Origin of the sequence: Parasphingopyxis sp. (assembly GCF_052168295.1) — a bacterium.
Classification (GTDB): domain Bacteria; phylum Pseudomonadota; class Alphaproteobacteria; order Sphingomonadales; family Sphingomonadaceae; genus Parasphingopyxis.
In genome coordinates this window covers 1-23,711 of sequence record NZ_JBQLZN010000032.1, presented here as the reverse complement: position 1 = coordinate 23,711, position 23,711 = coordinate 1, and the positions used below count along the sequence as shown (strand labels likewise).

Genomic DNA, 23,711 nt, shown 5'->3' with positions numbered 1-23,711 from the left:
CTCATGGGAGGTCGGGAGGGCGGAGCGGGCCGGTGCCGCGCGTGAGCGTTAGCGAAGGCCTGACAAAAGAATCCCCCGCTAACGGTTATCCAGCTGCGGCCGCACCGCATCGAGGCCCTTGCGGCTGATGCGATACGGGCCACCGCCATGGCTCGCGATCAGGCGGCGCTTCTTCAGCTTCTTGAACACGGCCATCGTGCAATCGGACAGCGCATAGCCTTCGCGCGTAAAGCAGGTGATCCGCGCGATGCGGCCGCGGCGGCCGTCCATGCGCTCTTCGTGTTCATGCGCGATATGCCCGCCCTGGGCGAGCACGTGCAGCGTGCGCTGTTCATATTTCGAGATATTCATGGAAATCGGTAACCCCGGAGCCGCAACGCGGGCCCCTTGCTGACAGGAACAGGCGCAACGATGCGCCGCCCCGCACGATTGCGCGCGGCGGGCCGTTGCGAACCGACGGGTCACCGGGCGCGAAAGCCCGGGCCGTCCATCAGCGGGTGACAATTTCCTTCATAAAACACTCTGGTCGTGTGACGTGCAAAAGCGCGACTAGCCGTATATGCGGTGCGACGCAAACCGGCCGGTCCGGCCGAACTTCGCGGGGAGCATGCCATGACCGACAATATCGCCATCATCCGGGACTTCATCGCCGCCTGGTCGCGGCTCGATGCGAAGGAACTGACCGGCTATTTCACGGAAGACGGCATCTATCACAACATGCCCGCCGCGCCGGTGAGCGGCCATGCGGCGCTCGAACAGTTTATCGGCGGCTTCATCGCCAACTGGACGCAAACCGACTGGGACATCCTGACCATCATGGGCGAGGGCGACACTGTGATCGCCGAGCGGCTCGACCGCACCAAGGTCGGCGATATCGCGATCGACCTGCCCTGTTGCGGCGTGTTCGAGATGAAAGACGGCAAGATCGCCGTCTGGCGCGACTATTTCGACATGGCGACCTATACCCGGGCGCTCGCCGGCTGAGATCCGCTTACCGCGTGCGCAGCGCTTCGGACAAAGTGACGGCCATCGCGTCTTCCGCCTCGCCGATCACGATATCGGCAAGCCGCCAATCGGCCCCCTGCTGCGCCCAGAGATAGCGGACGGTGCGCGGCTCGCCGAAATTCTCGAAGCGCGCGATCACGGCGACCAGCCCCGGCGCAATCGGTTCGTGCGTGATCGCCAGTTCGGTAATCTCGGCATCCTGCCCGTCGATGTGCCAGGCGAAATCGAGATTGCCGGGCATACCGTCGCTCGCCTCTACCAGCGCCCGCTCCGCCGCGAACAGCGCGGCCAGCTCGTCCGTCATCGGCAGCGGCGGATTCAGCGTATCGACGGCAAAGGGATCGTCATACAGCGCGGCCACCTGCGCTTCGAGCGCGGCGGCCTCGTCCGGCGCGATATCCGGTTCGGGCAGCGCAACCGTCTCGCCGGACTCCGCCGCATCGCCGTCCCCGGCCGCGCCCGGATCGGCGCAGGCCATGGCCAGGGGCAGGACGATGAACGGGGCGAGGGCGAGGCGCGCGCGGATCATCGTGCCGACTAACCTTCTTTCGACGCGCAGTGAATGCAGAGCGCCGCTTCGGGCCGCGCTTCGAGACGCTTGGGATTGATATCGCCGCCGCAGCGCACGCAAATCCCGTATTCGCCGTCCTCGATCCGGGCGAGCGCGCGCTTTACCGAAGCGATTTCGCGCGTCACAAGCAGCGCCTGGGCTTCGAGCGACTGATCGTCCTCCATCTCGACCGCCTGTTCGGACGAATCCGCGTTGAGCGGCTCGTCGAGATCGCGTTCGAGACGGCCCATCCGCGCGTTCAGTTCGGCAAGCTGCGTATCGAGGCGCGTCTTGGCGGCGCCGGTATCGAGAGTGGCTTCGGTCATCGGAAACATGCTCCTGCTATCTGTCTGCCGCGATTCTATGGGTAGCGCGGGGGCCCAGCTTTGATCTCGCTCAAATGCCTCCGGAACGGCGCGAAAGCGGAGCAGGTTTAACGCCTTGTTTGCCGGCGCGCGAGCATAATGACGGGCATGGCCGTTCCGGACAGAGCCTATCGCCGATCATGGCACGGCGCACATCGCGAAGCGGCGATCCATGTGCACGCGGAACGGCGGGCGAACCGGCTCACCCTCCCCTATCTGGTGATGATCGCGCTGATCGTGGCGGTTGTTGGCATGTGGGGCCTGGAATTCGCCGAGCGGCGCGCCGCGCCCGCCGACAGAGTCGCGCAATCGTTCGCCGCCTCCCCGCCCGGTGCGTCCGCGAGCCCGCATTTTGCGATCTGCGGATCGGGGCGGCGCGTGAACTGCGTGGTCGATGGCGACACCTTCTGGATGGCGGGCGAGAAGATCCGCATCCTCGATATCGACACGCCCGAACTCTCGCCGCCGCGCTGCGCGGCAGAGGCGCGGCTGGGCGAAGCGGCCAAGGCCCGGCTCCACGCGCTGCTCAACAGCGGCACGGTGACGCTCGAACGCGATGGCCGCGACCGCGACCGCTACGGCCGCCTCCTGCGCCGCGTGCATGTCGACGGCCAGCCCGTCGGCGCCGCGCTGATCCGCGAAGGCCTCGCCCGGCCCTATGGCGGCGGACGGCGCAGCTGGTGCGGGTGAACATCGACCGGCCGCAATCACGTCGGCTCGGAACGCTGCCAGGCATTTGGCCGCAATCGACAAAATTTTTCTGTTCTTGATCCGTTCCCTTGCAATCGCGCAAGGCCAGTTCGGTCCACGCGTCGCTGCACCTGCGAAGGGAACGGCCTGCGACGAACCGAGTCAGAATAGCGGTGAATCGAATCACAAATTTTCCATTAACCCTCTTGTGCCCGACTCACGGTTGATACACTATGGCTAGTGGTTCGGCCGGGGGCCTACCCAATAGGTTGTGGTAACGCGCCGCGATCGCGATTCGCGGCACCCACCCCTATTGTGTCCGCCGCCGAGCCCGTGTGGATATCGGGGACAAGCGCAAATCAGTTCCCGCATGGCTGCAAAAGGGGTGTAGAAACGAAGTTTCCGACTCGAACGAAGTAGGAACATTCCTATATGGGAATGGCGTAAAAAGGGGTATTAGGGCGATGGATTTGGCGAATAACGGCGAAATACCGATGGACGATGTTGTCGACACGAGCGATTCCGACAAGGAAGAGCTGTCGAGCAAGGCGATCAGGCCGCAGATGCATCCGATCGAACAGGATGAATCGCGCGACGATCTGCTGACGGAATTCGGCAAGGAAACGCTGAAGGATCGCTACCTGCTGCCCGACGAGAGCTATCAGGATCTCTTCGCGCGCGTTGCCTCCGCTTATGCCGACGATGCCGAGCATGCCCAGCGGCTCTACGACTATATCTCGCAGCTCTGGTTCATGCCGGCGACGCCCGTGCTCTCGAACGGCGGCACGGGGCGGGGCCTGCCCATTTCCTGCTATCTGAACAGCGTCGACGACAGCCTCGAAGGCATTGTCGGCACCTGGAACGAGAATGTCTGGCTGGCGAGCCGCGGCGGCGGCATCGGCACCTATTGGGGCAGCGTGCGCGGCATCGGCGAGCCGGTCGGCCTTAACGGCAAGACCAGCGGCATCATCCCGTTCGTCCGCGTCATGGACAGCCTTACGCTCGCCATTTCGCAGGGGTCGCTGCGGCGCGGCTCGGCGGCCTGCTATCTCGATATCTCGCATCCCGAGATCGAGGAGTTTCTCGAAATCCGCAAAGCCTCGGGCGACTTCAACCGCAAGGCGCTGAACCTCCATCACGGCGTGCTCGTCACCGACGAATTCATGGAAGCCGTGCGCGACGGCGCCGCGTTCGATCTCAAATCGCCCAAGGACGGCAGCGTCCGCGCGACCGTCGATGCGCGCTCGCTGTTCCAGAAGCTTGTCGAGACGCGGCTCGCGACGGGCGAGCCCTATATCGTCTTCAACGATACCGTGAACCGCATGATGCCCAAGCATCAGCGCGATGTGGGGCTGAAGGTCTCGACCTCGAACCTGTGTTCAGAAATTACGCTGCCGACCGGCATCGACCAGCATGGCAAGGACCGGACGGCCGTCTGCTGCCTCAGCTCGCTCAACCTCGAAAAATGGGACGAGTGGAGCGAGGACAAGCTCTTCATCGAGGATGTCATGCGCTTCCTCGACAATGTGCTGCAGGACTATATCGACCGCGCGCCGCCGGAGATGGCACGCGCCAAGTACAGCGCCGAGCAGGAGCGGTCTGTCGGCCTTGGCGTGATGGGCTTTCACAGCTTCCTGCAGGATCGCGGGCTTGGCTTCGAGAGCGCGCTCGCGAAGAGCTGGAACCTTAAAATCTTCAAGCATATCCAGACCAAGGCGTCCGAAGCCTCGATGATGCTGGCGAACGAACGCGGGCCCTGCCCGGACGCGGCGGACCAGGGCGTGATGGAGCGTTTTTCCTGCAAGATGGCGATCGCGCCGACCGCCTCGATCAGCATCATCTGCGGCGGCACCAGCGCGTGCATCGAGCCGATCCCGGCCAATATCTACACGCACAAGACGCTGTCCGGCAGCTTCGTCGTCAAGAATCCCTATCTGGAAAAGCTGCTGCAGGAGAAATCGAAGGACAGCGCCAATGTCTGGAATTCGATCCTCGAGAAAGGCGGCAGCGTCCAGCATCTCGATTTCCTGACTGCCGAGGAGAAGGACTCGTTCAAGACGAGCTTCGAGATCGACCAGCGCTGGCTGCTCGAGCTTGCCGCGGACCGCGCGCCCTATGTCGACCAGGCGCAGAGCCTCAACCTGTTCATCCCGGCCGATGTCGAGAAATGGGACCTGCTGATGCTCCACTTCCGCGCATGGGAACTGGGTATCAAGTCGCTCTATTATCTGCGCAGCAAGTCCGTGCAGCGCGCGGGCTTCGCCGGCGGCGTGGAGGCCGACAATACGCTCGACCCCAAACAGGTCGAACTCGCGACCGGCGAGAGCACCGATTATGATGAGTGCCTCGCGTGCCAGTGAGTTTTGCTGCCGATGAGAGTGTTCGGACGGAGGTACCGTTTCGTCGGAATCAAGAACTGGTACGCCATGCTGCTCGCCGGATGGGCCGTTCTGTTCGCAGCCCCGGCATTGCTTTTCGCGTTTTTCGGTTCCGCCATGATCCAGAACGATCAGTCGGTGCCGGAGAAATTCTTCGGCGTTCTCTTCGAGATCGTCAGATCGGCCTTCGAGTCCGCGACATTCGATCTGTTTGGCATTCTGTATGCAACTCTAATCTTGCTGCCGATCCTGTTCGCGCCCGCCGGTTTGTTCGAGCGGGTTTATGAATAGTGCTGCCACCCGTCCCCGCCTCCTCGCCATTCTCGGCGCAGCGCTCCTGCTCACCGCCTGCGCGGCGCAGCAGTCGGGCGGCGCGGTGGCGGAGACGGCACCGGGTTTCTGGCTCGGCGTTTGGCACGGCTTTATCTTCCCGATCGCCTGGATCGTCTCGCTGTTCGTCGACACGGTCGCGATCTACGCGGTGCCGAACAATGGCGGCTGGTACGATTTCGGCTATTTCGTCGGCATCGTGTTCCTCGGCGTCGGCGCGCGGAGCAGCAAGAAAGTCGTCGTGTACAGGAACCGGCGATGAGGTTGTGACGTGCGCCCGGCTTGCCAGTGATCGCACGCCGGGTGGCGATCACTCTGGCCGGCTGAGTGTTTCGCGATCCGTGTCCGCCCCGGCTTGATAGCGTTCCTCGATAGCGCGAAGGCCGGCCAAGACAGCGCGCCAGTCTTCGCGGAATTTGGGCGTTTTGCGCGCCTTGTCGTGATAGGCGATGCTGAGGCTGCGGACCTGTTCGTCGATGCGGCGGATGCGGAAACCGCCCATCATCAGCACATTGGCCAGCGATTTCCGGCTGAAATAGTAGGTGTGCGCATTCTGGATCGTCTTCAGCAAGTCGCCGCCGACGCGCGACGGCGCGGTCGAGATCGCGTCGACGCCAGGCACCTCGACATAGAGCATACCCTTGCCGCGGCGGCATAGCGCGGACGCCCGCTTCAGCTCGGCAACCGGATCGTCGAGATGTTCGAGCACATGACGGTAGACGATCAGGTCGGGCCGCACCGAAATATCCAGTTCGCCGATCGCGCCGCGCCTCAGGTCCAGCCAACGCTTTCGGCCGAATGCAAGATAGCTCTCGTCAAAATCTATTCCGATCCCTCTCGCCCCGTCGCGGCACAGATAGTCCAGCGTTCCGCCCGCGCCCGTTCCGACCTCCAGGATCCGCGTCGGCGGCCGCCAATCGACATCGTCGGCGAGATATTGCCGGATCCGCTTGCCGATCCGCTCCTGCTTCTTGAAAAAGGCCGGCAGGTCGAGCGTCTCTTCGACATAGAGATCGCGGTAGAGCGTGGCGTAGAAATCCTCATAATCGCCCGGCCGCATTCGCGGATTTGCCTGAACGAGACCGCACTCCCGGCAAATGCACGTTGGCACCGGAAGATCATAGCGATCGCGCAGGGCGATGATCGCGAACCATTTCCCGTCGCACACCAGGCATGGCCGCCAGACCATCGCATAGTGGTTTTCTTCAAGCTGTGCGATGAAAGCCTTTCGCGCCTCGCACTGCCGCTTAGTCATCGGCACGGCGGGGCCGGCATTCTCATAGGCGTAGCGCGCGCCGATCAGCTCTATCTCGACCGAAAAATCGCCGGGCGCTTCTGATAAAAAGTCGGACATGAAACTGCTCCGCTGCCGCCATTTCTCCATAGGCGCTCGAGCGGGCGGCAAGAAAGGGGGCGGGTGCGGAACCGGGTGATTTTTTCCGAAAACCGCGAATCCATATATAGCGGTATGTACGACACAGGATCACCAATTGTTGTGGATAAACCGGTGAAAACGACAAGTTCGGTCTTTCCAGCCGAGCGGAGGATGTGTAGCCTCTTTTATGACAGTTCCGCCCCTCGCGGGGGCGGAATCGAGTTGCCACGATCGCACCGGAGATAGCCCATGTCCCTTCTCGAAGCCCGCAAGACCTACAAGCCCTTCGAATATCCCTGGGCCTATGATTTCTGGAAGCGCCAGCAGCAGATCCACTGGATGCCCGAGGAAGTGCCGCTTGGCGAGGACTGCCGGGACTGGGCCCAGAAGCTCACCGATCATGAGCGCGCGCTGCTCACCCAGATCTTCCGCTTCTTCACCCAGGCGGATGTCGAGGTGCAGGATTGCTATCACGACAAATATGGCCGCGTGTTCAAGCCCACGGAAATCAAGATGATGCTGACCGCCTTCTCCAATATGGAGACGGTCCATATCGCCGCGTACAGCCATCTCCTCGATACGATCGGCATGCCGGAGAGCGAGTACAGCATGTTCCTCGAATATGAGGAGATGAAGGCGAAGCATGATTATCTCAACGAGTTCGGCGTCGATAGCGACGAGGATATCGCCAAGACGCTCGCCATGTTCGGCGGCTTCACCGAAGGGCTGCAGCTTTTCGCCTCCTTCGCCATGCTGATGAATTTTCCGAGATTCAACAAGATGAAGGGCATGGGCCAGATCGTCAGCTGGTCGGTGCGCGACGAGAGCCTGCACTGCGAAGGCATCGTCAAACTCTTCCACGCTTTCTGCGAGGAGCGGGACTGCCTCACCAAGTCCGTCAAGGAAGATATCATCGATTGCTGCCAGAAGACGGTGCGGCTCGAAGACGCGTTCATCGATCTCGCTTTCTCCGAAGGCGCGGTGCCCGGCATGACGGCCAAGGAGATCAAACGCTATATCCGCTACATCGCCGACTGGCGCCTCGGCCAGCTCGGCCTCCCCGCCGTCTACATGATCGACGACCACCCGCTCCCCTGGCTCGCCCCGCTCTTGAACGGCGTCGAGCACGCCAACTTCTTCGAAACCCGGGCGACGGAATATTCGAAGGGCGCAACCCGCGGCGACTGGAACCAGGTCTGGAACAGCTTCGACGAACGCAAAAAAGGCAAGGCCAACGACGACGAGGGCGAAGAGGAAGGCGAAGACATGTTCGGCGAGAAGAGCGTCGCGGCGGAGTAGTGCGTGCTTCCCATTGAGAGTTTCCGCGTTGCGAATGACAGAGGCATATTGCTCGCGGAATGCAATAGTGTCCCGCCGGTGATGGTCGTAACCGGTCCTAACGGTAGCGGAAAGAGCACGCTTCTGATCGCTATAAAGCGCCAAAAGCAAAACACGAGGCCGATTTATCAAGGCCCACATCGCGCTATTCGGCGTCAGACTATCCGAAATCGATGGCTTGGGCAGTCTCTGTTTCTCAGTGACGCGCTATCCCAAGACCAAGTCAGCAGGCTAGAAGGCATTACGCTCTACGATCAACAGCGGGATCCTTGGAACGCTGATGAAACGGGCAATCTGATAAAATACTCTCTTTGCAACATAGCAACCGAAGTAAACACCCGTATTGCTCAAAAATACCATGAAGAAGGCCAGATATCTCGAGGTGAAATTCCAGACGTTTGGGAACCGCTGAAGTCACTGATTTCTTCCCTTTTGCCTCACTTATCGTTTGAGGGAATTGACACGGCCCAACGCGATAACATGCGCGTTCTTTTCAAAAACCGAAAATCGGGTGTCGAGATCGATTTTGATGATTTGAGTTCCGGTGAAAAATCAATAATCCAACTATTTCTGCCACTTATTGAGGACAAGGTTAGGCGACGGCTATCGGAATTTTCCAAGTCATACCCGTCAGTTCCGAAAACTCCTAGGCCCGTCATAATTGACGAGCCAGAGCTACACTTGCACCCAAACCTGCAAGAACTATTGTTAGCGTACATGCGAGAGATGGCGGCAACAGGACTTTATCAGTTCATAATATCCAGTCATTCGCAGAACCTCGTTGAGGCGGCCAATGCTGAGGAGCTGTTTCTGCTCAAGCCAGTCAATCAGGTAGCCGAAGGCGAAAATCAGCTAATCAGAATCGCCGACAACGACCAAAAACTTGACCTGATAACAGAAATTTTTGGGCACTCGACAAATCTAACTTCTTTAAAAAACGTGCTTATCGTTGAAGGAAAGTCGATCGGGAAAGGAACCCAATCATCAAGTGATAAGAAAATTTATACGCTTCTCGATCCGAGGTTCAAAAGCCTTACTATAATACCATCGAACTCCAAATCAGAATGTATAAGTCGAGCCAAACATGTAAACTCCGTTCTCGATACTTTTTCGCCAAGCCAACGCGCGATTGCCTTGGTGGATTCGGATGTAGAGGATGAATCAAAAGACCATGTTATCAGCTTACCCGTTAGCATGGTGGAGAACTTTCTAGTTGATCCCGAAATAATCTTCCGCGCAACCGAGTTGATCCGCGAGAAGATAGAGCTTCAATCGGTACATGACGTTGAGAACGCCCTTGCGTCGATTTTGGATAGTATGGAGGCTCATGAAGTCGAAAGGCGAGTGAAGGCTAATTTAGGCTATGAAGTTTTTCGATTGAGCGGCCCGCTATCTCTGGCTCCGGCGACAATAGACGAACACATTGCCGCGATCAGAGAGAATTATTCTGAAGCTAGTATCAAAAAACTCGAAAGTGCGGCGCGCAAGGAAGTAGATGGCATAAAAACAAAGCAACAACGACGCGAACGATACGATGGCAAGCGCATAATCGACAGCTTCGTTCGAGATCACCTAGGGGCATCAGGTCTCAGCAAAGAGATATTTAAGTATTCCTGCGCACGCGAGGCATCAAAAAGGAAATCGGTGAAGTCTTTCTGTGATACACTTTTTGCGCAGATTTGAATTGGCGACCGAGCCGAGTTCTTCTCGCTAAGGCTACGCCATTCCCTTCCCGCCTTACCCATCCTATCCTCCCGCCCATGTCCGATAGCACGCCGCCCAAACGCACATCCTGGAACGGCGTCGCGATTGCGCCGGGGGGCGGATGGTCGAGCTGGCGCGGGAGGCGGGGACGCATGGGCGCTCAGTCGGGCTGAAGCTGCACAAGAACGGCAATCTCGCGATCGACAGTTATGACAGCGGGCCAACCGTCGAGGCGGTGCATGGCGACGGCGATTATGAGCGCATCTGCACGATTGCCGCCGAAGACGTCCCCCACCTCGCCGCCGCCCTGCTCCACGCCGAATTCGAAGGCGACCTGAAAGCCGTCGACCGCCTCAAGGCCTTCTGCGACGCCTATGGCATAAAGGCGCGAATCACGAGCTGGTAGGTTTCTCCCTACCCGTCATTCCAGCGAAAGCTGGAATCTCTGGCGGCTAGCGACCCGCCCAACAGCCTGAGATCCCAGCCTTCGCTGGGATGACGATATCCTGTCCTACAATGTGCCAAATCGGTTATGATGGTCATATGCATCGAACCGAAACGCTGTCGTCGCCCCATATATGCCAATCGGAAGGTCACACCGGCCGTGCCTGTCCATCCGCCGTCTTGCACCGGAAGCCCTCAGGAAACCGCCATCGCACGCCCTTCCAACACAGCGTGGCGATGGCCCCGGCCTACCCCCGCTTTGTGTCAACCAGTGTCAACCGCCGGGATCTCTACCCGGTGCGGCGATATCGCGCCTGCAATGCCCGGCGCTCAGTCTCGGCTCACGGTCAGCCGCTGGATCGGCTTGCGGCCGGGCTCTTCCTTCCATTCGACCGCGACATACAGGTCTTCGTCCTGCGCGCGCTTGAATTCGTCGAGCTGGGCATCGGTCATGTCTTCGGGATGCACGAAGAGTTCGGTCGTCCCGTCGCTCTCCCGTTTGATCATAACCGTGGTCGTGCCGTCGGCGTTCGTGGTGATCGCATCGACCTTGCAGCCGCTCATCTCCACGGTTTCCGTTTCCTCGCCTTCTGGAAAGAAGGCCCGGCGTTGCGTGGCGCGTGTGTCCAGGGTTTCGTTTTTCATCGGTCGTCTCCATCCGTTGCCGACCCGGGGAGAGATAGAGCGGAAAGCGGGCGGCAGCGCTGTGCCCGGCGTCACAGATTCTTTCGTCAAAGGCCCAACCGATGCGCAAGCCGCGCGACATAGGCTTCCGCCTCGGCCGCCGGCAGTTTGAGTGCGCCACGGACATGGCGGATGGCGCGGTCGTAGCGGTTTTGCAGGAGCAGCGCCTTTACTTCGCGCTCGGCATATTGATCGGCCGTGTAGCAGGCCTCGCTGAGCCGCGCCGTGCCCGCCGGCCCCTCGCGCCGCCAGATCGCCGAGGGATCCGCGTCGGGCAGGTCGTCGGTCACGGTCACCGGCGCGGGCGCGCCGACCGCGGCTACGAGCTCCGCCGGGCTTTGCGCGGGCAAGGGGATGGGCAACGGATCGGATATCGGATCGGGCTGGGCGGGCGGCGTTGGCAGGGCGGCCTTCGGTTCGGCGCGCGGAGTGGGCCGCACGGGCGGACGCCTGCCATATTCGCGTTTCCCAAACTCTTTCGGCGGCGCGATCAGGTCTCCCCGGCCGCTGCGATGGCCGAGATAGAGGAACAGGCCGAGAAAGCCCGCCACAAGGGCGAGCGCGGCCAGCGCATAGATGAGCGGCGTTTCCATGGGATCGCGTATATTGGATGCCGGTCAAAATCGGGTTAAGCGCGCGGCTGACCGGGATCGAGAGGCATCGCTTGACATAATACATAGATATCTATTATATAGCTGTAAATGCAATATGGAGATTCGCCATGCCCAGCCGCCGCAAAGTCCTCATCACTGGCGCCGCCAGTGCCGTCATCATCGGGGGCGGGCTGTTCGCTTACGATATCTTTTCGCCGAGCCTGTCCGAGGCGCGCGAGCCGTGGCGGCAGGCGGCGGAAGGGTTCGGCGATACGCGGCCCGACATTCTGGCCTATGCGATCCTCGCGCCCAATCCGCACAACAAGCAGCCCTGGCTGATCGAGCTGATCGGCAATGACCGCATCCGCCTCCTCCCCGACCTTGCGCGCATGCTGCCCGAAACCGATCCGCCCTGCCGCCAGATAACGATCGGCTTCGGGGCGTTCCTCGAACAGCTCCGCATGGCGGCGGCGGAGAAAGGCTATCGCGCCGAGATCGAACCCTTCCCGCAGGGTGCGCCCCAGCCCGTGCTCGACGAGCGGCCGATCGCCGATATCCGGCTGGTCCGCGAACCCGGCATCGCGAAGGACCCGCTGTTCGATCTCGTGCTCGAACGCCATACCAACCGCGAGCAGTATGAGTCCCGCCCCGTGACCGACCGGCAATTCGCCGCGATGCGCGCGGCGCTGCCCGAAGGCGTATCGCTCGACTGGGCGAATACGGCCGAAACCGTCGCCCCGCTCAAGCAGATCGCGACCGACGCCTGGATGGTCGAGTATACGACGCCGCACACGCTCCAGGAGAGTATAGACGTCATGCGGATCGGGGCGGATGAGGCGGTCGCCAATCCCGACGGCATCATTCTCGATGGGCCCATGATCGAGGCCGGGCACAATCTCGGCATGGTAACGCGCGAGACGCTCGCCGACCCGGAAAGCTATGCCTTTGCCGAGGGCATCACCATGTATACCGCGCTGATCGATGCGAGCCCGTCCATGTGCTGGCTGCACACGGCGGATAACAGCCGGGCGACGCAACTGAACACGGGCGCGGCATGGCTTCGGATGCAACTTGCCGCTACACGCGAAGGGCTGGCGATGCAGCCGCTGAGCCAGGCGTTGCAGGAGTTTCCCGAAATGGCCGAACAGTTCGCGCGCCTCCACGACCATCTCGGCATTGCCGCGCCGGCGCGCGTGCAGGGCCTGTTCCGCATCGGCCATGCCCCGGCCATCCAGCCCTCCCCGCGCTGGCCGCTCACGAGCCGGCTGGTCGACGCCTGATGGCGGACGCGGGTTCGTCGAAACGCAAGCCCAAGGGGCCGGGGCTCGAGGGCGATCCGCTCGGCAATCTCGTGATGACCGAGATCGGCATCATCGCCCAGCTCTCCGGCACGCTCTTTGAGAGCGTGCTGCCTGACGGGATGACGCGCGCCCAATATGGCGTACTCAACCATCTGCTGCGCATGGAGCAGGACCGGACGATCGGGGAGCTCGCCAATTCCTTCCAGGTGCGCCAGCCGACCATGTCGTCGACCGTGCGCAAGCTCGAGGACAAGGGGCTCGTGGAGCTGAAACACGATCCCGAAGACCGGCGAATCCGCCGCGTGGCGATCACCGAAGCGGGCCGGGCCGCGCGCCAGGCCGGGCTCGCCGCGCTCGGCCCGCTCTATGCCGAGCTGATGGAGCATATGAGCGAGGAGGAGCTGAAAGCGATCCTGCCGACGCTGACGAAGATGCGCGAATTGCTCGACGAACGGCGGCCCGAGTGAGGCGTCCGCCTTTGCGGTTCATGCCAGCGTCACCTAAAATGCCCATGATCGTCGACACGCGAGGGAGGGCACGGCATGAAGGCAGCGATCGCGATAATGTGTTTTTCGGCGCTGCTGGCGGCCGCTCCGGCTAGCGCGCAGAAACCTGACAGTGACGGCCAGACGCCGCGCGAGCGGATGGACGAGCTGCGCGCCGGCCTCGGCATGGCACCGGCGCCCTCGGGCGCCGCGCTCGACCGGCTGATCGCGGACGCCAGCGCCCACCCGCTGGGCAGCCGCGATAATCCGGTACGCGCCGACAGGCCGCAGGGACAGCGCGCCTATCTCGATCGCCTGCGCTGCGAGAACGGCCTAGCGCCGCAGCACAGCCGCGCGGGGAATTTCGGACCGGGCCCGTTCGGCACGATCATCGACGGCTATGAAGTCGAATGCGCCGGCTCCGCGCCGGAAAATATGATGATTTTCATGGACATGTATCATTCCGGATATCGCGAGACGGGCGCCGTCCCGGGCTTCGCGATCGTACCATAGGCTGCCGCTCACATGGTCTGGATCGTCTTCATCATGGGCATCGCCAATTTCTTCTTCCATCGCAGCGTGATGGAGGGGCGCGGGCCCGTCTTCGCCGAAATCGCGCAAACCCTGCGCCGTTTCGGCGGCGGCTGGGGCAGTTATGCGGTCGAGTTCGTGATCCTCGTCGGCGCCCTCTGGTTCGCGCGCGCCGGCCAGTCGATGATCCTGTTCTTTTACGGCGCCTATACCGCACTCAATATCGGCGCCTATTTCGTCCTCAGCCGGATGAATAAGGGGTAGGGAAAGGGTCTGTTTGTCAGACTCGATCGACAGGCCGAATCTGACAGAACTAAGCCGCTTCGCGCTCCGCAATCAGCGGCAGCAGGCGCTCGTCCACTTCCAGAAATTCCATCGGATCGAGCTTGGCATTGGCCGGGCTGCCATCGACGGCAAAGCCCGCATAGCCATTCTCGGCAACCCAGTCGCACATCCGGCGATATTGGGGGACGCCGCCCAGATAGGCCATGAAGATGCGTGGCTTGCCGGGGATATTGTCGCCCAGATACCAGCTCTTCGCATAGGGATAGACGGTCATGCTGGCGATCAGGTTCGTATGCTCGACCCATTCCTGCTCGGCCTGCTCGAGCGGCTCGATCACGCCCGCGCCGACCGCGCCGATGCAATCCGCGATCCATTCGACATGCTGCTCGATCGAAACGATCATGTTGGAGATCACCGACGGACTTTGCGGGCCGGTCACGAGGAACAGGTTGGGAAAGCCCGCGCTCATCAGGCCGAGATAGGTGAGCGGCCCGGCTTCCCATTTTTCGCTGAGCTTCGCGCCGCGCCGCCCACGGATATCGATCTTCGCCAGCGTCCCCGTCATCGCGTCGAACCCAGTGGCGAAGACGATCGAATCGAATGCATATTCCGTATCGCTCGTCTTGACGCCTTTGGCCGTGATCCTCTCGATCGGCGTCGCGTTGATATCGACCAGCGAGACATGATCCTGGTTGAAGGTCTCGTAATAATGGATATCGACGCACATGCGCTTCGCGCCGGCCGGATAGTCTTTCGGGCAGAGCAGTTCGGCCGTCTCCGGATCCTCGACGCGGTCGCGAATCTTGTCGCGGATGAACTCGGCCGCCATGTCGTTCGCCTTCAGGCTGACACCCATATCGGGATAGCTGGCCATGAAGGTCAGCCCGCCGCGCGCCCAGCGTTTTTCGAGCTCCTCGCGCACCTGTTCGGGCGGCAGTTCGGTGGCCAACTCTTCATGCTCGGTCTTGGAGCCGACGAACCCGGCGGCCTCTTCGCGCGCTTGATCGCGGATCGCATGATAGTCGGCTTTGACCTCGGAGACGGTTTCCGGATCGAGCGGATGGTTGTGCGCGGGGATCGCGTAATTGGGCGTGCGCTGGAAAACGGTCAGCGACGCCGCCTCCTTGGCGATGATCGGGATCGACTGGATCGCGCTCGACCCCGTGCCGATCACGCCGACGCGCTGGCCGGTGAAATCGACGCCCTCATGCGGCCAAAGCCCGGTCAGATAGGTATCGCCCTCAAAATCCGCTTCGCCTTCGAAATCCGGCTTGTTCGGCGAAGAGAGGCAGCCCGTCGCCATGACTACGAAGCGCGCGCTGACCGTTTCGCCGCCATCGGTCATCACCGTCCAGCGGTTCGCGTCCGCGTCCCAGTGGCAACCCTCTACGCGCGTGGAAAAGCGGATGTCGCGCTTGAGATCGAAGCGATCGGCAACGTGATTGATGTAATCGAGAATTTCGGGCTGCGGCGAATAGCGTTCGGACCATTCCCATTCCTGCTCGAGCTCTTCGTCCCAGCTATAGCTGTACTCCATGCTCTCGATGTCGCAGCGCGCGCCCGGATAGCGGTTCCAGTACCAGGTCCCGCCGACGCCATCCCCCGCTTCGAAGATCGTCGCTTTCAGCCCCATCTTGCGCAGCCTGTGCAGCATGTAGAGGCCCGAAAATCCCGCGCCGACGATCGCCACGTCCAGCTCTGTATCGCTCATCCATCCGCTCCTGCTTTTTGCCCATAGTGGGACAGGCGCGGGAGCGAGTCGAGCCGGGAATCACTGCGGCAGTTGCACGGTGATTCGCTGCGGCGAGCCATCGGCCAGACCGTCGAACAGGATCAGCAGCGTCGCGGTCGCGTCCGCCATCCCGACAACCGCCATCGCCTCGGCCTTTCCGCCGGGCCATGCGTCCACCGTTGCCAGTTCGGTCACCGTGCCGTCGTCGGCGCGCAGATGGATGCGATAGGGTAAATCCTGATCCTGCGCCGGACCCGAGAGGATCAGCAGGCGGCCGTCCGGCAGGAGGGCGAGATCGCGAATGCCCGTGTCCGCGCCCAGCGGTACCCGAACCGAGCGGCCCGGCCCGACGATATCGGGTGAGAAGAGCGCCGTGACGCTTGTCTCGAACAGGAAGGCCGCGCCGTCGATCACGGGCGCGCGCAGGCCGAAGACCATCCGCCCGCCGTCGACCGCCAGCCCCTCGATGGTCAGCCCGTTGGCATCCAGCAGCGATGCGCCGACAAAAGGCGCGAGCGTCGGATCGCGCCGTAACATTCCGGACAGGCGATGGCTGGTCGTGATCGCGACGGTACCGGGCAGGATTTCGCCGACCGGATCGTCGGGCGCGATCCGCGCGACGACGAAGCTCGCCGCGCGATACGCATCGCCATAGCGCGAACAGCCATGCGAACCGGTGACGTAGAATGCGCCGCCGCTAAAGGCCGCGCCCTCGCCGTCCAGCTCATCACTATCGGAATCGCTCTCCGCGCAGATATCGCCAGGCGGCGTCCCGAGCGGCGCGCCGACGCCGAGCAGGTCGAACCGGTCTCCGGCCTGCATAACGGCGCCGTCAAAGCTGGCCCATTGCGCTTCGCTGCCTTCATCGTCGATCGCGAGGCAGCGCATCGCCGGACCATCCCGCTGCCAGTCGCAGGCGAGGCCGCTCATATCCTCCGCCGGTGCGCCATAAGCCCCGAAATGGCCCGCGACGGTAATCCCGGCCTCAAGCGGCGGCGGCTCCTCGCGCGGCTCTCCGCACGCGGCGAGCAGGACCGGAGCGATCAGGATCAGGCCGCGCAGGATATGCACCGCGTCGCCATCGGATCGATAGCGAGCCGTTTCTCCGCGATCGCCTCGCCACAGGTCAGGCACCAGCCATAATCGCCCTCCTCGATGCGGGTCAGCGCGGCGTCGATCCGGGCGATATCGGTCTGTCGCCGCCGCGCTTCGGCATCGGCCATCGCCTGTTGCTGCATCGCGTCCATGCGCGAGAGCCGCCCGACCGATTGCTGGTCGAGTTCCACCGGCTTGCGCCATTCGGCCGCGCCCTCGTCCTCACCCGAGAGCTGCGCCCGCAGGGCGATGAGTTGTTCGCGAAACTGCGCGATCTGGGCGTCGGAGAGGTCAGTCATCGCTTTCGGGCGCATAAGTCTCGATTCCCCCGCCACGCGCCAGCCGCTCCTCGACGGCGGAAAAGGCTGACGCGCCGGGCTGCAGCTCGTCGGGCAGGCCGGTCGCGAAATAGGCGACGCCGCGCCCCGCTTCATGGCTGATCCACAGGCCCGACCGCACACCATAGGCCGAACCCGCATGGCCGCTATAGACTGCGTCGCCCTCGAACAGAGCGTCGTCGCACGCGCCGCCATCTCGGTTCAACGTGTGCACGCCATGATTGTAGCGGCAATAGAAACCGTCCTCGCTCTCGCCATTTTCCGTGATAGGCGCGCGGCGGCGACTATAGAGCATCGGGATCAGCGCCAGCTCGCGAAAATGCCGGTTCATAAAGGCAAAGTCGGTCCCCGCGCCGCGCGTCAGGAAGAGCATGCCGATCCGCGCAAGATCGCGGGCGGAAATCCGCAAGCCGCCCTGCGGGCTGAAGGCCGCGCCGTTGCGGGCGAGGACGTAACTCTCGTGATCGCAACTCCCGTCGCTTGCCGGGATGGCCGGGCAGTCTTCGGCGATGAATCGCTGCGTGTCCCGGATCGCTGCCCCGTCGGAATCGTAGAGGACCACCGCCCGCTCCCGCGCATTCTCGCTGCAGGTCGTCCAATTGAAACAGGCGTCGAGGCCGATCGGTTCGAACACGGTCCGCGCCATCAGCCGGTCGAACCGCTCGCCAGTCGCGCCTTCGAACACCGCAGCGATGACCGGGAAGTTGAGATTGGCGTAGGTGAAATAACCGGGCGGATGGTCTGAGTCCCACGCACCCGGCTGGGCCATCCATTGCTCGAGATCCACATCGAGCGGCAGCGCATAGCCGGCATCGTCGCGGATCCCTGCGCGATGATCGAGCAACGTGCGCAGTGTGATCGCGTCGTCCGGGAAATGCGGATTGCGCAGCCGCCAGCCGAGATGCCGGGAAACATCGTCGCGCAGGTCGATCGCGCCCTCTTCCACCAACCGTGCGGCGGCGAGCGCAATGACGAGCTTTGAAACGCTGGCGATACGCACCGGATCGTCGACCGTCAGCGCGCGGCCGGCCTCGATATCGGCGAGGCCGCCCGCTTCGGCGCGCGTGATGCCGCTCGCATCGAATTCCACCCGCGCCCAGCCGATCACGGGATCGGACGGAGGCGGGGCGGCCTCGGCGGCAGGCTGGCTACCGCTCAACAGGCAGGCGGCGATCAGGCAACGGGTCGGCGGCATTGCCGCATCCCTATGGCAAAGCGTGCCCCGACGCCATCATCAAGGCGACCGATAGATGTGCCCGGCTATTCCTCGTCTGCGTCCGGGCACTCGCCGAGCCATTCGCCTTCGAGCCGGCCGCTGACGGTGATATCGTCGTCGCCGGTGCCGCTGCGCGTAACCGTCATCGCGGTGTCGAAAGCCGTCGCACCGTAATCGCCGTCGATTGTAACGGTGAGCGTGCCGGGCGTCGCATTGCAGCTCAGCGTCGCGCGGATCGCGCCATCGGCGGCGGAGAAATCGTCATAGTCGCAGATATTGTCGTCGCCCGACCAATATTGCGCGGGCGGGCGATCGGCATAGTCGAGCGGCAGGCATACGGTGCGCGCTTCGCCGCGCTGGTCGCCATCCTCTTCGATCTCCGCTTCCTGCTCCTCGCGCATCGCCGCCTGATCGACCTCGCCGATCGTCTCGGACAGCGCCCAGAGGCCGGGCCGCAGCGGCTGGGTCGCCATCGCGGCCGGTTCGCGGGTGTCGGGATCGAGCTGGGCCGTCTCCTCTTCCGGCGATTCGCCGCACCCGGCGAGAATGAGGGCGCAGGCGGCGGGTATCATGGGCAGGCGCATCGGTAATCCCCTTGAAATGCAGAGAGTTGGGGATCGGTAGCCTGCAAATGTAAATATTGGGTTTGAGGGCGTTATTGGTCCGAACATTGCTTTCGCAATGTCGCGGCACCGGCCCGCTCCCCCTCCCGACCTCCCACGAGTGTATCCTGACTGGGAGGTCGGGAGGGGGAGCGGGCCGGTGCCGCGAACTTCCGTCAGGAAGTTTCTGACGGAAAAACCCTTCCCTATCCCACCTTGAACGCGCAGAGCTTGTTGCCGTCGAGATCGCGGAAATAGGCGGCGTAGAAACCCATTTCCTCCGGCGCGCGAATGCCGGGCGCGCCTTCGTCCGCGCCGCCCAGTTCGACCGCCTTTGCGTGGAGCGCATCGACCTGCTCGCGGCTGTCCGCCTGCAGCGCGACCATCATGCCGTTGCCCACGGTTGCCTTTTCGCCGTCATAGGGCGGGGTGACGCAGAGCATCGGCTGGCCCATTTCCTTGCCATAGCCGGTAAAACCCTCGTCGAGCTGCATCAGCCGCTTGGCGCCCACCGTCTCGAACAGCGCGTCATAAAAGCCGCGCGCCTTTTCCAGATCGTTCGTACCCACCGTCGTGTATCCGATCATCGCTCGTCCTTTCGCAATCCAAGTCAAATCCGGTCCGCTCTGCCCATGGCCGGTATCCGAATCAACTATCTCGGAGGTAATGGCCCGGCGCCTGCCTTATTCGCAGGCGCCCGTATGCGTGCCGGTCTGGTTGGCGACGAAGCGGAACTCGTTGCCACCGTCGAGCGGGAAGACATATTCCGCCTCCGCATCGATCGTGGTCGGCCTATAGTCGCCGCGCATGAACACCTGCACGGCCTGACCGTCCATATCGTCGGGCTGGCAATCGAGCCGCACGCGGAACCGGCCGCCTTCCATCGTGAGATTGCTCATCGAACAGTTGCCGTCGCCCTCCGGATCGAAAAAGTCGACCAGCGGCGTGCGCACCTGTTCGGGCGTAATGCATTGCGTTTCCACGGCCTCTTCGAAATCGTTGCGGAAGGCATCCACCTCGGACCGCGGCAGTCCGCCGTCCGACAGAATCCGGTCGATCTCGTATCGCGTTTCCCATTGCCCGGCGCGCAGCTCATATTCGGTTGACCCCGTCAGGCTGTTGACGAGCAGGCCTAACAGGATCGCGGCGAGCACAGCGGCACCGCCGACCACATACCAGCCGGTGCGGTTGAGCGTGATCCCGAGGAACTTTGGTGGCGCATCGGCATCGCTGCCGTCATCGCCGCCACCGCCCATCAGCCCGACGGGTCGGGTGTCCGCTGGCGGTTTGGGCGCGACAGCGCCGGTCGCAACGGGCGTCGCCGCATCGGGCACGGCATCCGTATCGGCCGGAACATCGGCGGAAGGCACGGCAGGCTCTTCGCCCGTGCCGACCTGGCGCTTGATCGTTTCGATGACGCGCTTGATGGTCGCGTCGCGCCGGTCGATCCAGTCGATCCACTGATAGTCGTGCAGCCAATAGGCGAGGCCCTTGGCGTCGATATCCTCGAGCCGCACCGGATAGATCAGCTTCTTCTTGTCTTCCGCCATCATCAGCTCGCGCTTCACATGGCGCGACTGATCCGATTGCGAGCAGAAAAGCAGGACGATCAGGTCGGATTTCTCAACCTGTTCGATGATCGCCTGATCGAAGGCGACGCCGGGATCGATATCGTCCGGCGCCATCCATCCCTGCACGCCGTTGCGCTCGAGTATCTCCTTGAGGTGGCGCGCGGTCTTTTCCTGCGAGCTGTGATAGCTGATAAAGGCGACCGGCCTGCGGCCTGTTCCGCCCGTATCCGATCCGCCTTCCGCCATCGAAGCCCCCAATCGCCCTTGCGCGCCCGCGATATCCTAACCGGGCCGCCGGACGCGATCAACGCCGCGCCAGACCGCGCGATCAGCCATCGGCATCGACGCCGCAATCCGGCCCCAGATACCGTCCGCTCACCTGGCCTGCCATGGTCATCGGCCCCATGGGTCCGGTATCCATGTCCATGTTCATCGTCATGTCGTAGCTGGTTTCGGTGTAGCTGCCTTCCATGCGCATCGTCATACCGCCGGGCATGCCTTCGGCCTGGCAGGTGCCGGCGATCAGGATCGTGCCGCCCGACATGTCGAAATCGGTATAGGTGCAATCGTCATTCTCGTCGCCGAACATATTGGCTTCCGGATTGGCCGCTTCCTCTTCGGTGATGCACGAGGTGCTGGTCTGCGCCTGGCCCATCTGTTCCTGCATCATGCCGCGCATTTCTTCCGGCATGTCGGGCATGTCGAACTCGGTCAGCTGGACAGTCGCTTCCCATTGGCCGGGCGTGATCGAGACGTCGGCATTTTCCATCTCGGCCTGCGCTTCCTCGCTGCTGATTTCGCCATCGCCATCGGCGTCCGCATCGCCGCCCGACGAACAGGCGCCCAGCAGCGCGACCGGCGCAGCAACCGCAACCAATGTGTTCACAACCGTCTTTCGCATGACTCTCTCTCCATTTCCCCCAAGTGAGCGTCGCCGGGTGATAGGCGGCACCGCCCGAGGCATCAATCCCGCACCGCCCGACTACGCAAAGAAAAACGCCGCCGCAGTCGATGGACCGCGGCGGCGCTTTCGTTACGCGGATACGGCGTCGCGTATCAGCCGTCGGCCGGGCAATCGCCGGTGCGCTCGGCCGTCATCGTGCCGGACATCGACATTTCCATCGGGCCGCCCTGCACGTCGACGGACAGTTCGGCATCCATCGTCGTTGCCGTGTACGTGCCTTCGATCGCCATGGTCGCGCTGCCTTCCTGGCCGCCCGGCGCCTCGCAGGTGCCGGACACGTTGATCACGCCGCCTTCGACCGTCGAATTGGTGAAGTCGCAATCCTCGCTCGCATCTTCGGGTGCGAACAGGCTCGCGCCGGGATCGGCGGCTTCCTCTTCGGTGATGCAGCGCGTGCTCGTATCGGTCTGCTCGCCCATCTGCTCGCGCATCTGCGCGACCATTTCCTCGGGCATGCCGGGCATCTCGATATCGGTCATCGTGGTCGTCATGGTCCACTCGCCGGCCTGCAGCCCGTCGCTGCCGCCACCACCCGAACATGCGCCCAGCAGCGCGAGCGGCGCTGCCGCCATCAGAAACTTCTTCATGCTAATAACCCCTCGGTTGCGAAAACAAAAAAATGCCGGACCCTTGGCCAAATAGTGGCCGAGCGCGGCGCAAGACGCAAGCGCCTTTAACCGGAACATTCGCCGGTTCGCTCGCCGCTAACAGTGCCGGCAAAGGAAAATTCCTGGCCGCCATCCCGGATCGTCGCGGTCATTTCCGCGTCGATTGCGGTCGCCGAATAGGTGCCCGACACAGCGATTTCGCCGCCTTCATTGCCACCATCGCCGCACGTTCCGGCAATATCGATCGTGCCGTTTTCGAAGGTTGCGCCGCCGATGTTGCACTCGCTGATCACTTCGCTGTTCAACACCAGGCTCTCGTCCGGTTCGGCCGCCTGTCCCTCGCTGATGCAGAGCGATTCCATCGCCAGTTCACGGTCGAGTTCGGCAGCGATTTCATCGCGCATCGCCTCGGTGACGCCCTCACCGCTCACGTCCGTTATGGCGAAGGCCATGTCCCATTGTCCGGGCTGCAACGCTTCGCTGCCGCCAGAACAGGCGGCCAGCGCCAGCATCGGCAGCGCTGCCATCGTCAAAATTCGCATTATTCCCCCCTTCGGTCTGGAATCCTCGACTCGCGCGACCGGGCCCGATTGTGCTGCGCAGGGCAGACCAAGGCAAGGTCGGCGCACCGATCATCGCCTGATAACCATCGGTACCTGCTGCCAAACCCTGTCAGGAGAGCCACAGCCTTTGTTGCGAAACGCCCCCGCCGCCGCCATATCCCCGCCATGGCAATTGCGATCCGGACCGGCCTCGACGAACCCGAAACCGATAGCGGCTTTACGCCGCACCGGCCCGAACGGCCCGACAAGGCCGAGGGCGGCAGGCGGTTCGAGCTCGTTTCCGACTATGAACCCTCGGGCGACCAGCCGACGGCGATCGCCGAACTCGTCGAAACCGCGCAGCAGGGCGAGAAAGACCAGGTGCTGCTCGGCGTCACCGGATCAGGCAAGACGTTCACCATGGCCAAGGTCGTCGAGGCGCTGCAGCGCCCCGCACTCGTACTCGCGCCCAACAAGATCCTCGCCGCGCAGCTCTATGGCGAATTCAAGCAGTTCTTCCCGAACAATGCGGTCGAATATTTCGTCAGCTATTACGACTATTACCAGCCCGAGGCGTACGTCCCGCGCTCCGACACGTATATCGAGAAAGAATCGAGCGTGAACGAGGCGATCGATCGGATGCGGCATTCGGCGACGCGTGCGCTGCTCGAGCGGGACGACGTGCTGATCGTCGCCTCGGTCTCCTGCCTCTACGGCATCGGTTCGGTCGAGACCTATGCGGCGATGACCTTCGATATCAAAAAGGGCCAGACGGTTGATCAGCGCGATCTCATCCGCAAGCTCGTCTCGCTCCAGTACAAGCGCAACGATGCGGCCTTCGCGCGCGGCAATTTCCGCGTGCGCGGCGACAATCTGGAGATTTTCCCGAGCCATTATGAGGATATGGCCTGGCGGATCAGCATGTTTGGGGACGAGATCGAGGAAATCGCCGAATTCGATCCGCTGACCGGCAAGAAGGGCGCGA

29 protein-coding genes are annotated in these 23,711 nt (G+C 62.5%); 13 read left to right on the top strand and 16 right to left on the bottom strand.

The genetic code is table 11. The features are described from left to right. Positions 1-78: 78 nt before the first annotated feature. Positions 79-351: a YjhX family toxin gene (locus ACTS1Z_RS05225; RefSeq protein ID WP_442623388.1), complete on the bottom strand. Its 273-nt coding sequence runs from the start codon at positions 349-351 to the stop codon at positions 79-81. A 261-nt stretch (positions 352-612) separates the two neighbouring features. On the opposite strand from ACTS1Z_RS05225, the gene ACTS1Z_RS05220 reads away from it, so the two are divergent. Then, positions 613-984 carry a limonene-1,2-epoxide hydrolase family protein gene (locus tag ACTS1Z_RS05220; RefSeq protein ID WP_442623387.1) on the top strand — a complete coding sequence of 124 codons (372 nt, stop codon included), beginning with the start codon at positions 613-615 and terminating at the stop codon, positions 982-984. Positions 985-991: 7 nt separating this feature from the next. Here the strand turns inward: ACTS1Z_RS05220 and ACTS1Z_RS05215 are convergent, their stop codons facing one another. Together ACTS1Z_RS05215 and ACTS1Z_RS05210 are read right to left on the bottom strand one after the other, a co-directional pair. After that, a complete protein-coding gene (locus tag ACTS1Z_RS05215; RefSeq protein WP_442623386.1) occupies positions 992-1,534 on the bottom strand; it encodes a hypothetical protein in 543 nt (180 codons plus the stop codon). An 8-nt stretch (positions 1,535-1,542) separates the two neighbouring features. Then, positions 1,543-1,881: a TraR/DksA family transcriptional regulator gene (locus ACTS1Z_RS05210; RefSeq protein WP_442623385.1), complete on the bottom strand. Its 339-nt coding sequence runs from the start codon at positions 1,879-1,881 to the stop codon at positions 1,543-1,545. Between the two features lie 138 nt (positions 1,882-2,019). Between ACTS1Z_RS05210 and ACTS1Z_RS05205 the strand changes: the two genes are divergently transcribed. From ACTS1Z_RS05205 to ACTS1Z_RS05190, 4 genes are all read left to right on the top strand, one after another. Next, entirely contained in the window at positions 2,020-2,610 is a 591-nt protein-coding gene (locus ACTS1Z_RS05205) for a thermonuclease family protein (protein ID WP_442623384.1), read from the top strand. A 494-nt stretch (positions 2,611-3,104) separates the two neighbouring features. Beyond that, positions 3,105-4,970, top strand: a complete 1,866-nt coding sequence (locus ACTS1Z_RS05200; protein WP_442623390.1) for a ribonucleoside-diphosphate reductase subunit alpha — start codon at positions 3,105-3,107, stop codon at positions 4,968-4,970. A 66-nt stretch (positions 4,971-5,036) separates the two neighbouring features. Beyond that, positions 5,037-5,279 (top strand): hypothetical protein, encoded by a 243-nt coding sequence (locus ACTS1Z_RS05195; RefSeq protein WP_442623383.1) that lies wholly within the window; start codon positions 5,037-5,039, stop codon positions 5,277-5,279. Beyond that, entirely contained in the window at positions 5,272-5,580 is a 309-nt protein-coding gene (locus ACTS1Z_RS05190; RefSeq protein ID WP_442623382.1) for a hypothetical protein, read from the top strand. Before ACTS1Z_RS05195 ends, ACTS1Z_RS05190 begins: the two co-directional genes overlap by 8 nt. 48 nt (positions 5,581-5,628) lie before the next feature. On the opposite strand, the gene ACTS1Z_RS05185 is transcribed toward ACTS1Z_RS05190, so the two are convergent. Beyond that, positions 5,629-6,672, bottom strand: coding sequence for a class I SAM-dependent methyltransferase (locus ACTS1Z_RS05185; RefSeq protein ID WP_442623381.1), 1,044 nt, complete (start codon positions 6,670-6,672; stop codon positions 5,629-5,631). A 270-nt stretch (positions 6,673-6,942) separates the two neighbouring features. Here ACTS1Z_RS05185 and ACTS1Z_RS05180 point away from each other — a divergent pair, with 270 nt between their 5' ends. The 3 genes from ACTS1Z_RS05180 (at position 6,943) to ACTS1Z_RS05170 (ending at position 10,141) form a co-directional block, all read left to right on the top strand. Then, complete coding sequence (locus tag ACTS1Z_RS05180) at positions 6,943-7,992, top strand: ribonucleotide-diphosphate reductase subunit beta (protein ID WP_442623380.1); 1,050 nt, start codon at positions 6,943-6,945, stop codon at positions 7,990-7,992. An 81-nt stretch (positions 7,993-8,073) separates the two neighbouring features. Next, positions 8,074-9,714, top strand: a complete 1,641-nt coding sequence (locus ACTS1Z_RS05175; protein WP_442623389.1) for an AAA family ATPase — start codon at positions 8,074-8,076, stop codon at positions 9,712-9,714. A 142-nt stretch (positions 9,715-9,856) separates the two neighbouring features. Then, the gene (locus ACTS1Z_RS05170; RefSeq protein ID WP_442623379.1) at positions 9,857-10,141 is read left to right on the top strand and encodes a hypothetical protein; all 285 of its coding nucleotides are present in this window, start codon (positions 9,857-9,859) and stop codon (positions 10,139-10,141) included. A gap of 368 nt (positions 10,142-10,509) precedes the next feature. On the opposite strand, the gene ACTS1Z_RS05165 is transcribed toward ACTS1Z_RS05170, so the two are convergent. Next, on the bottom strand, positions 10,510-10,824 hold the full coding sequence (locus ACTS1Z_RS05165) for a hypothetical protein (RefSeq protein ID WP_442623378.1): 315 nt from the start codon (positions 10,822-10,824) through the stop codon (positions 10,510-10,512). Between the two features lie 86 nt (positions 10,825-10,910). Then, complete coding sequence (locus ACTS1Z_RS05160; RefSeq protein ID WP_442623377.1) at positions 10,911-11,456, bottom strand: hypothetical protein; 546 nt, start codon at positions 11,454-11,456, stop codon at positions 10,911-10,913. A 128-nt stretch (positions 11,457-11,584) separates the two neighbouring features. Between ACTS1Z_RS05160 and ACTS1Z_RS05155 the strand changes: the two genes are divergently transcribed. The 4 genes from ACTS1Z_RS05155 (at position 11,585) to ACTS1Z_RS05140 (ending at position 14,037) form a co-directional block, all read left to right on the top strand. Then, complete coding sequence (locus ACTS1Z_RS05155; protein WP_442623376.1) at positions 11,585-12,736, top strand: Acg family FMN-binding oxidoreductase; 1,152 nt, start codon at positions 11,585-11,587, stop codon at positions 12,734-12,736. After that, the gene (locus ACTS1Z_RS05150) at positions 12,736-13,224 is read left to right on the top strand and encodes a MarR family winged helix-turn-helix transcriptional regulator (protein WP_442623375.1); all 489 of its coding nucleotides are present in this window, start codon (positions 12,736-12,738) and stop codon (positions 13,222-13,224) included. The genes ACTS1Z_RS05155 and ACTS1Z_RS05150 overlap by 1 nt, the downstream gene beginning before the upstream one ends. Before the next feature lie 75 nt (positions 13,225-13,299). Further along, on the top strand, positions 13,300-13,755 hold the full coding sequence (locus tag ACTS1Z_RS05145) for a hypothetical protein (protein ID WP_442623374.1): 456 nt from the start codon (positions 13,300-13,302) through the stop codon (positions 13,753-13,755). Positions 13,756-13,767: 12 nt separating this feature from the next. Then, entirely contained in the window at positions 13,768-14,037 is a 270-nt protein-coding gene (locus ACTS1Z_RS05140) for a hypothetical protein (RefSeq protein WP_442623373.1), read from the top strand. A 49-nt stretch (positions 14,038-14,086) separates the two neighbouring features. On the opposite strand, the gene ACTS1Z_RS05135 is transcribed toward ACTS1Z_RS05140, so the two are convergent. The 10 genes from ACTS1Z_RS05135 to ACTS1Z_RS05090 all read right to left on the bottom strand — a co-directional run bounded on the left by ACTS1Z_RS05135 (position 14,087) and on the right by ACTS1Z_RS05090 (position 22,726). Continuing rightward, on the bottom strand, positions 14,087-15,769 hold the full coding sequence (locus ACTS1Z_RS05135) for a flavin-containing monooxygenase (protein WP_442623372.1): 1,683 nt from the start codon (positions 15,767-15,769) through the stop codon (positions 14,087-14,089). 60 nt (positions 15,770-15,829) lie between these two features. Continuing rightward, positions 15,830-16,861 carry a DUF3616 domain-containing protein gene (locus tag ACTS1Z_RS05130; RefSeq protein ID WP_442623371.1) on the bottom strand — a complete coding sequence of 344 codons (1,032 nt, stop codon included), beginning with the start codon at positions 16,859-16,861 and terminating at the stop codon, positions 15,830-15,832. Then, the gene (locus ACTS1Z_RS05125; protein WP_442623370.1) at positions 16,840-17,184 is read right to left on the bottom strand and encodes a TraR/DksA family transcriptional regulator; all 345 of its coding nucleotides are present in this window, start codon (positions 17,182-17,184) and stop codon (positions 16,840-16,842) included. Before ACTS1Z_RS05125 ends, ACTS1Z_RS05130 begins: the two co-directional genes overlap by 22 nt. Next, entirely contained in the window at positions 17,177-18,418 is a 1,242-nt protein-coding gene (locus ACTS1Z_RS05120) for a serine hydrolase domain-containing protein (protein ID WP_442623369.1), read from the bottom strand. The genes ACTS1Z_RS05125 and ACTS1Z_RS05120 overlap by 8 nt, the downstream gene beginning before the upstream one ends. 65 nt (positions 18,419-18,483) lie before the next feature. Then, a complete protein-coding gene (locus ACTS1Z_RS05115) occupies positions 18,484-19,023 on the bottom strand; it encodes a DUF3617 domain-containing protein (protein ID WP_442623368.1) in 540 nt (179 codons plus the stop codon). A gap of 224 nt (positions 19,024-19,247) precedes the next feature. Then, the gene (locus ACTS1Z_RS05110; RefSeq protein ID WP_442623367.1) at positions 19,248-19,628 is read right to left on the bottom strand and encodes a VOC family protein; all 381 of its coding nucleotides are present in this window, start codon (positions 19,626-19,628) and stop codon (positions 19,248-19,250) included. 96 nt (positions 19,629-19,724) lie between these two features. Next, entirely contained in the window at positions 19,725-20,858 is a 1,134-nt protein-coding gene (locus tag ACTS1Z_RS05105) for a TIR domain-containing protein (protein ID WP_442623366.1), read from the bottom strand. A gap of 82 nt (positions 20,859-20,940) precedes the next feature. Continuing rightward, positions 20,941-21,513, bottom strand: coding sequence for a DUF3617 domain-containing protein (locus tag ACTS1Z_RS05100; protein ID WP_442623365.1), 573 nt, complete (start codon positions 21,511-21,513; stop codon positions 20,941-20,943). A 155-nt stretch (positions 21,514-21,668) separates the two neighbouring features. Further along, positions 21,669-22,163 (bottom strand): DUF3617 domain-containing protein, encoded by a 495-nt coding sequence (locus ACTS1Z_RS05095; RefSeq protein ID WP_442623364.1) that lies wholly within the window; start codon positions 22,161-22,163, stop codon positions 21,669-21,671. An 86-nt stretch (positions 22,164-22,249) separates the two neighbouring features. Continuing rightward, on the bottom strand, positions 22,250-22,726 hold the full coding sequence (locus ACTS1Z_RS05090; RefSeq protein ID WP_442623363.1) for a DUF3617 domain-containing protein: 477 nt from the start codon (positions 22,724-22,726) through the stop codon (positions 22,250-22,252). A 186-nt stretch (positions 22,727-22,912) separates the two neighbouring features. On the opposite strand from ACTS1Z_RS05090, the gene ACTS1Z_RS05085 reads away from it, so the two are divergent. Next, positions 22,913-23,711: DEAD/DEAH box helicase family protein (locus tag ACTS1Z_RS05085; protein WP_442623362.1), on the top strand; the 799-nt coding region annotated here is incomplete at its 3' end.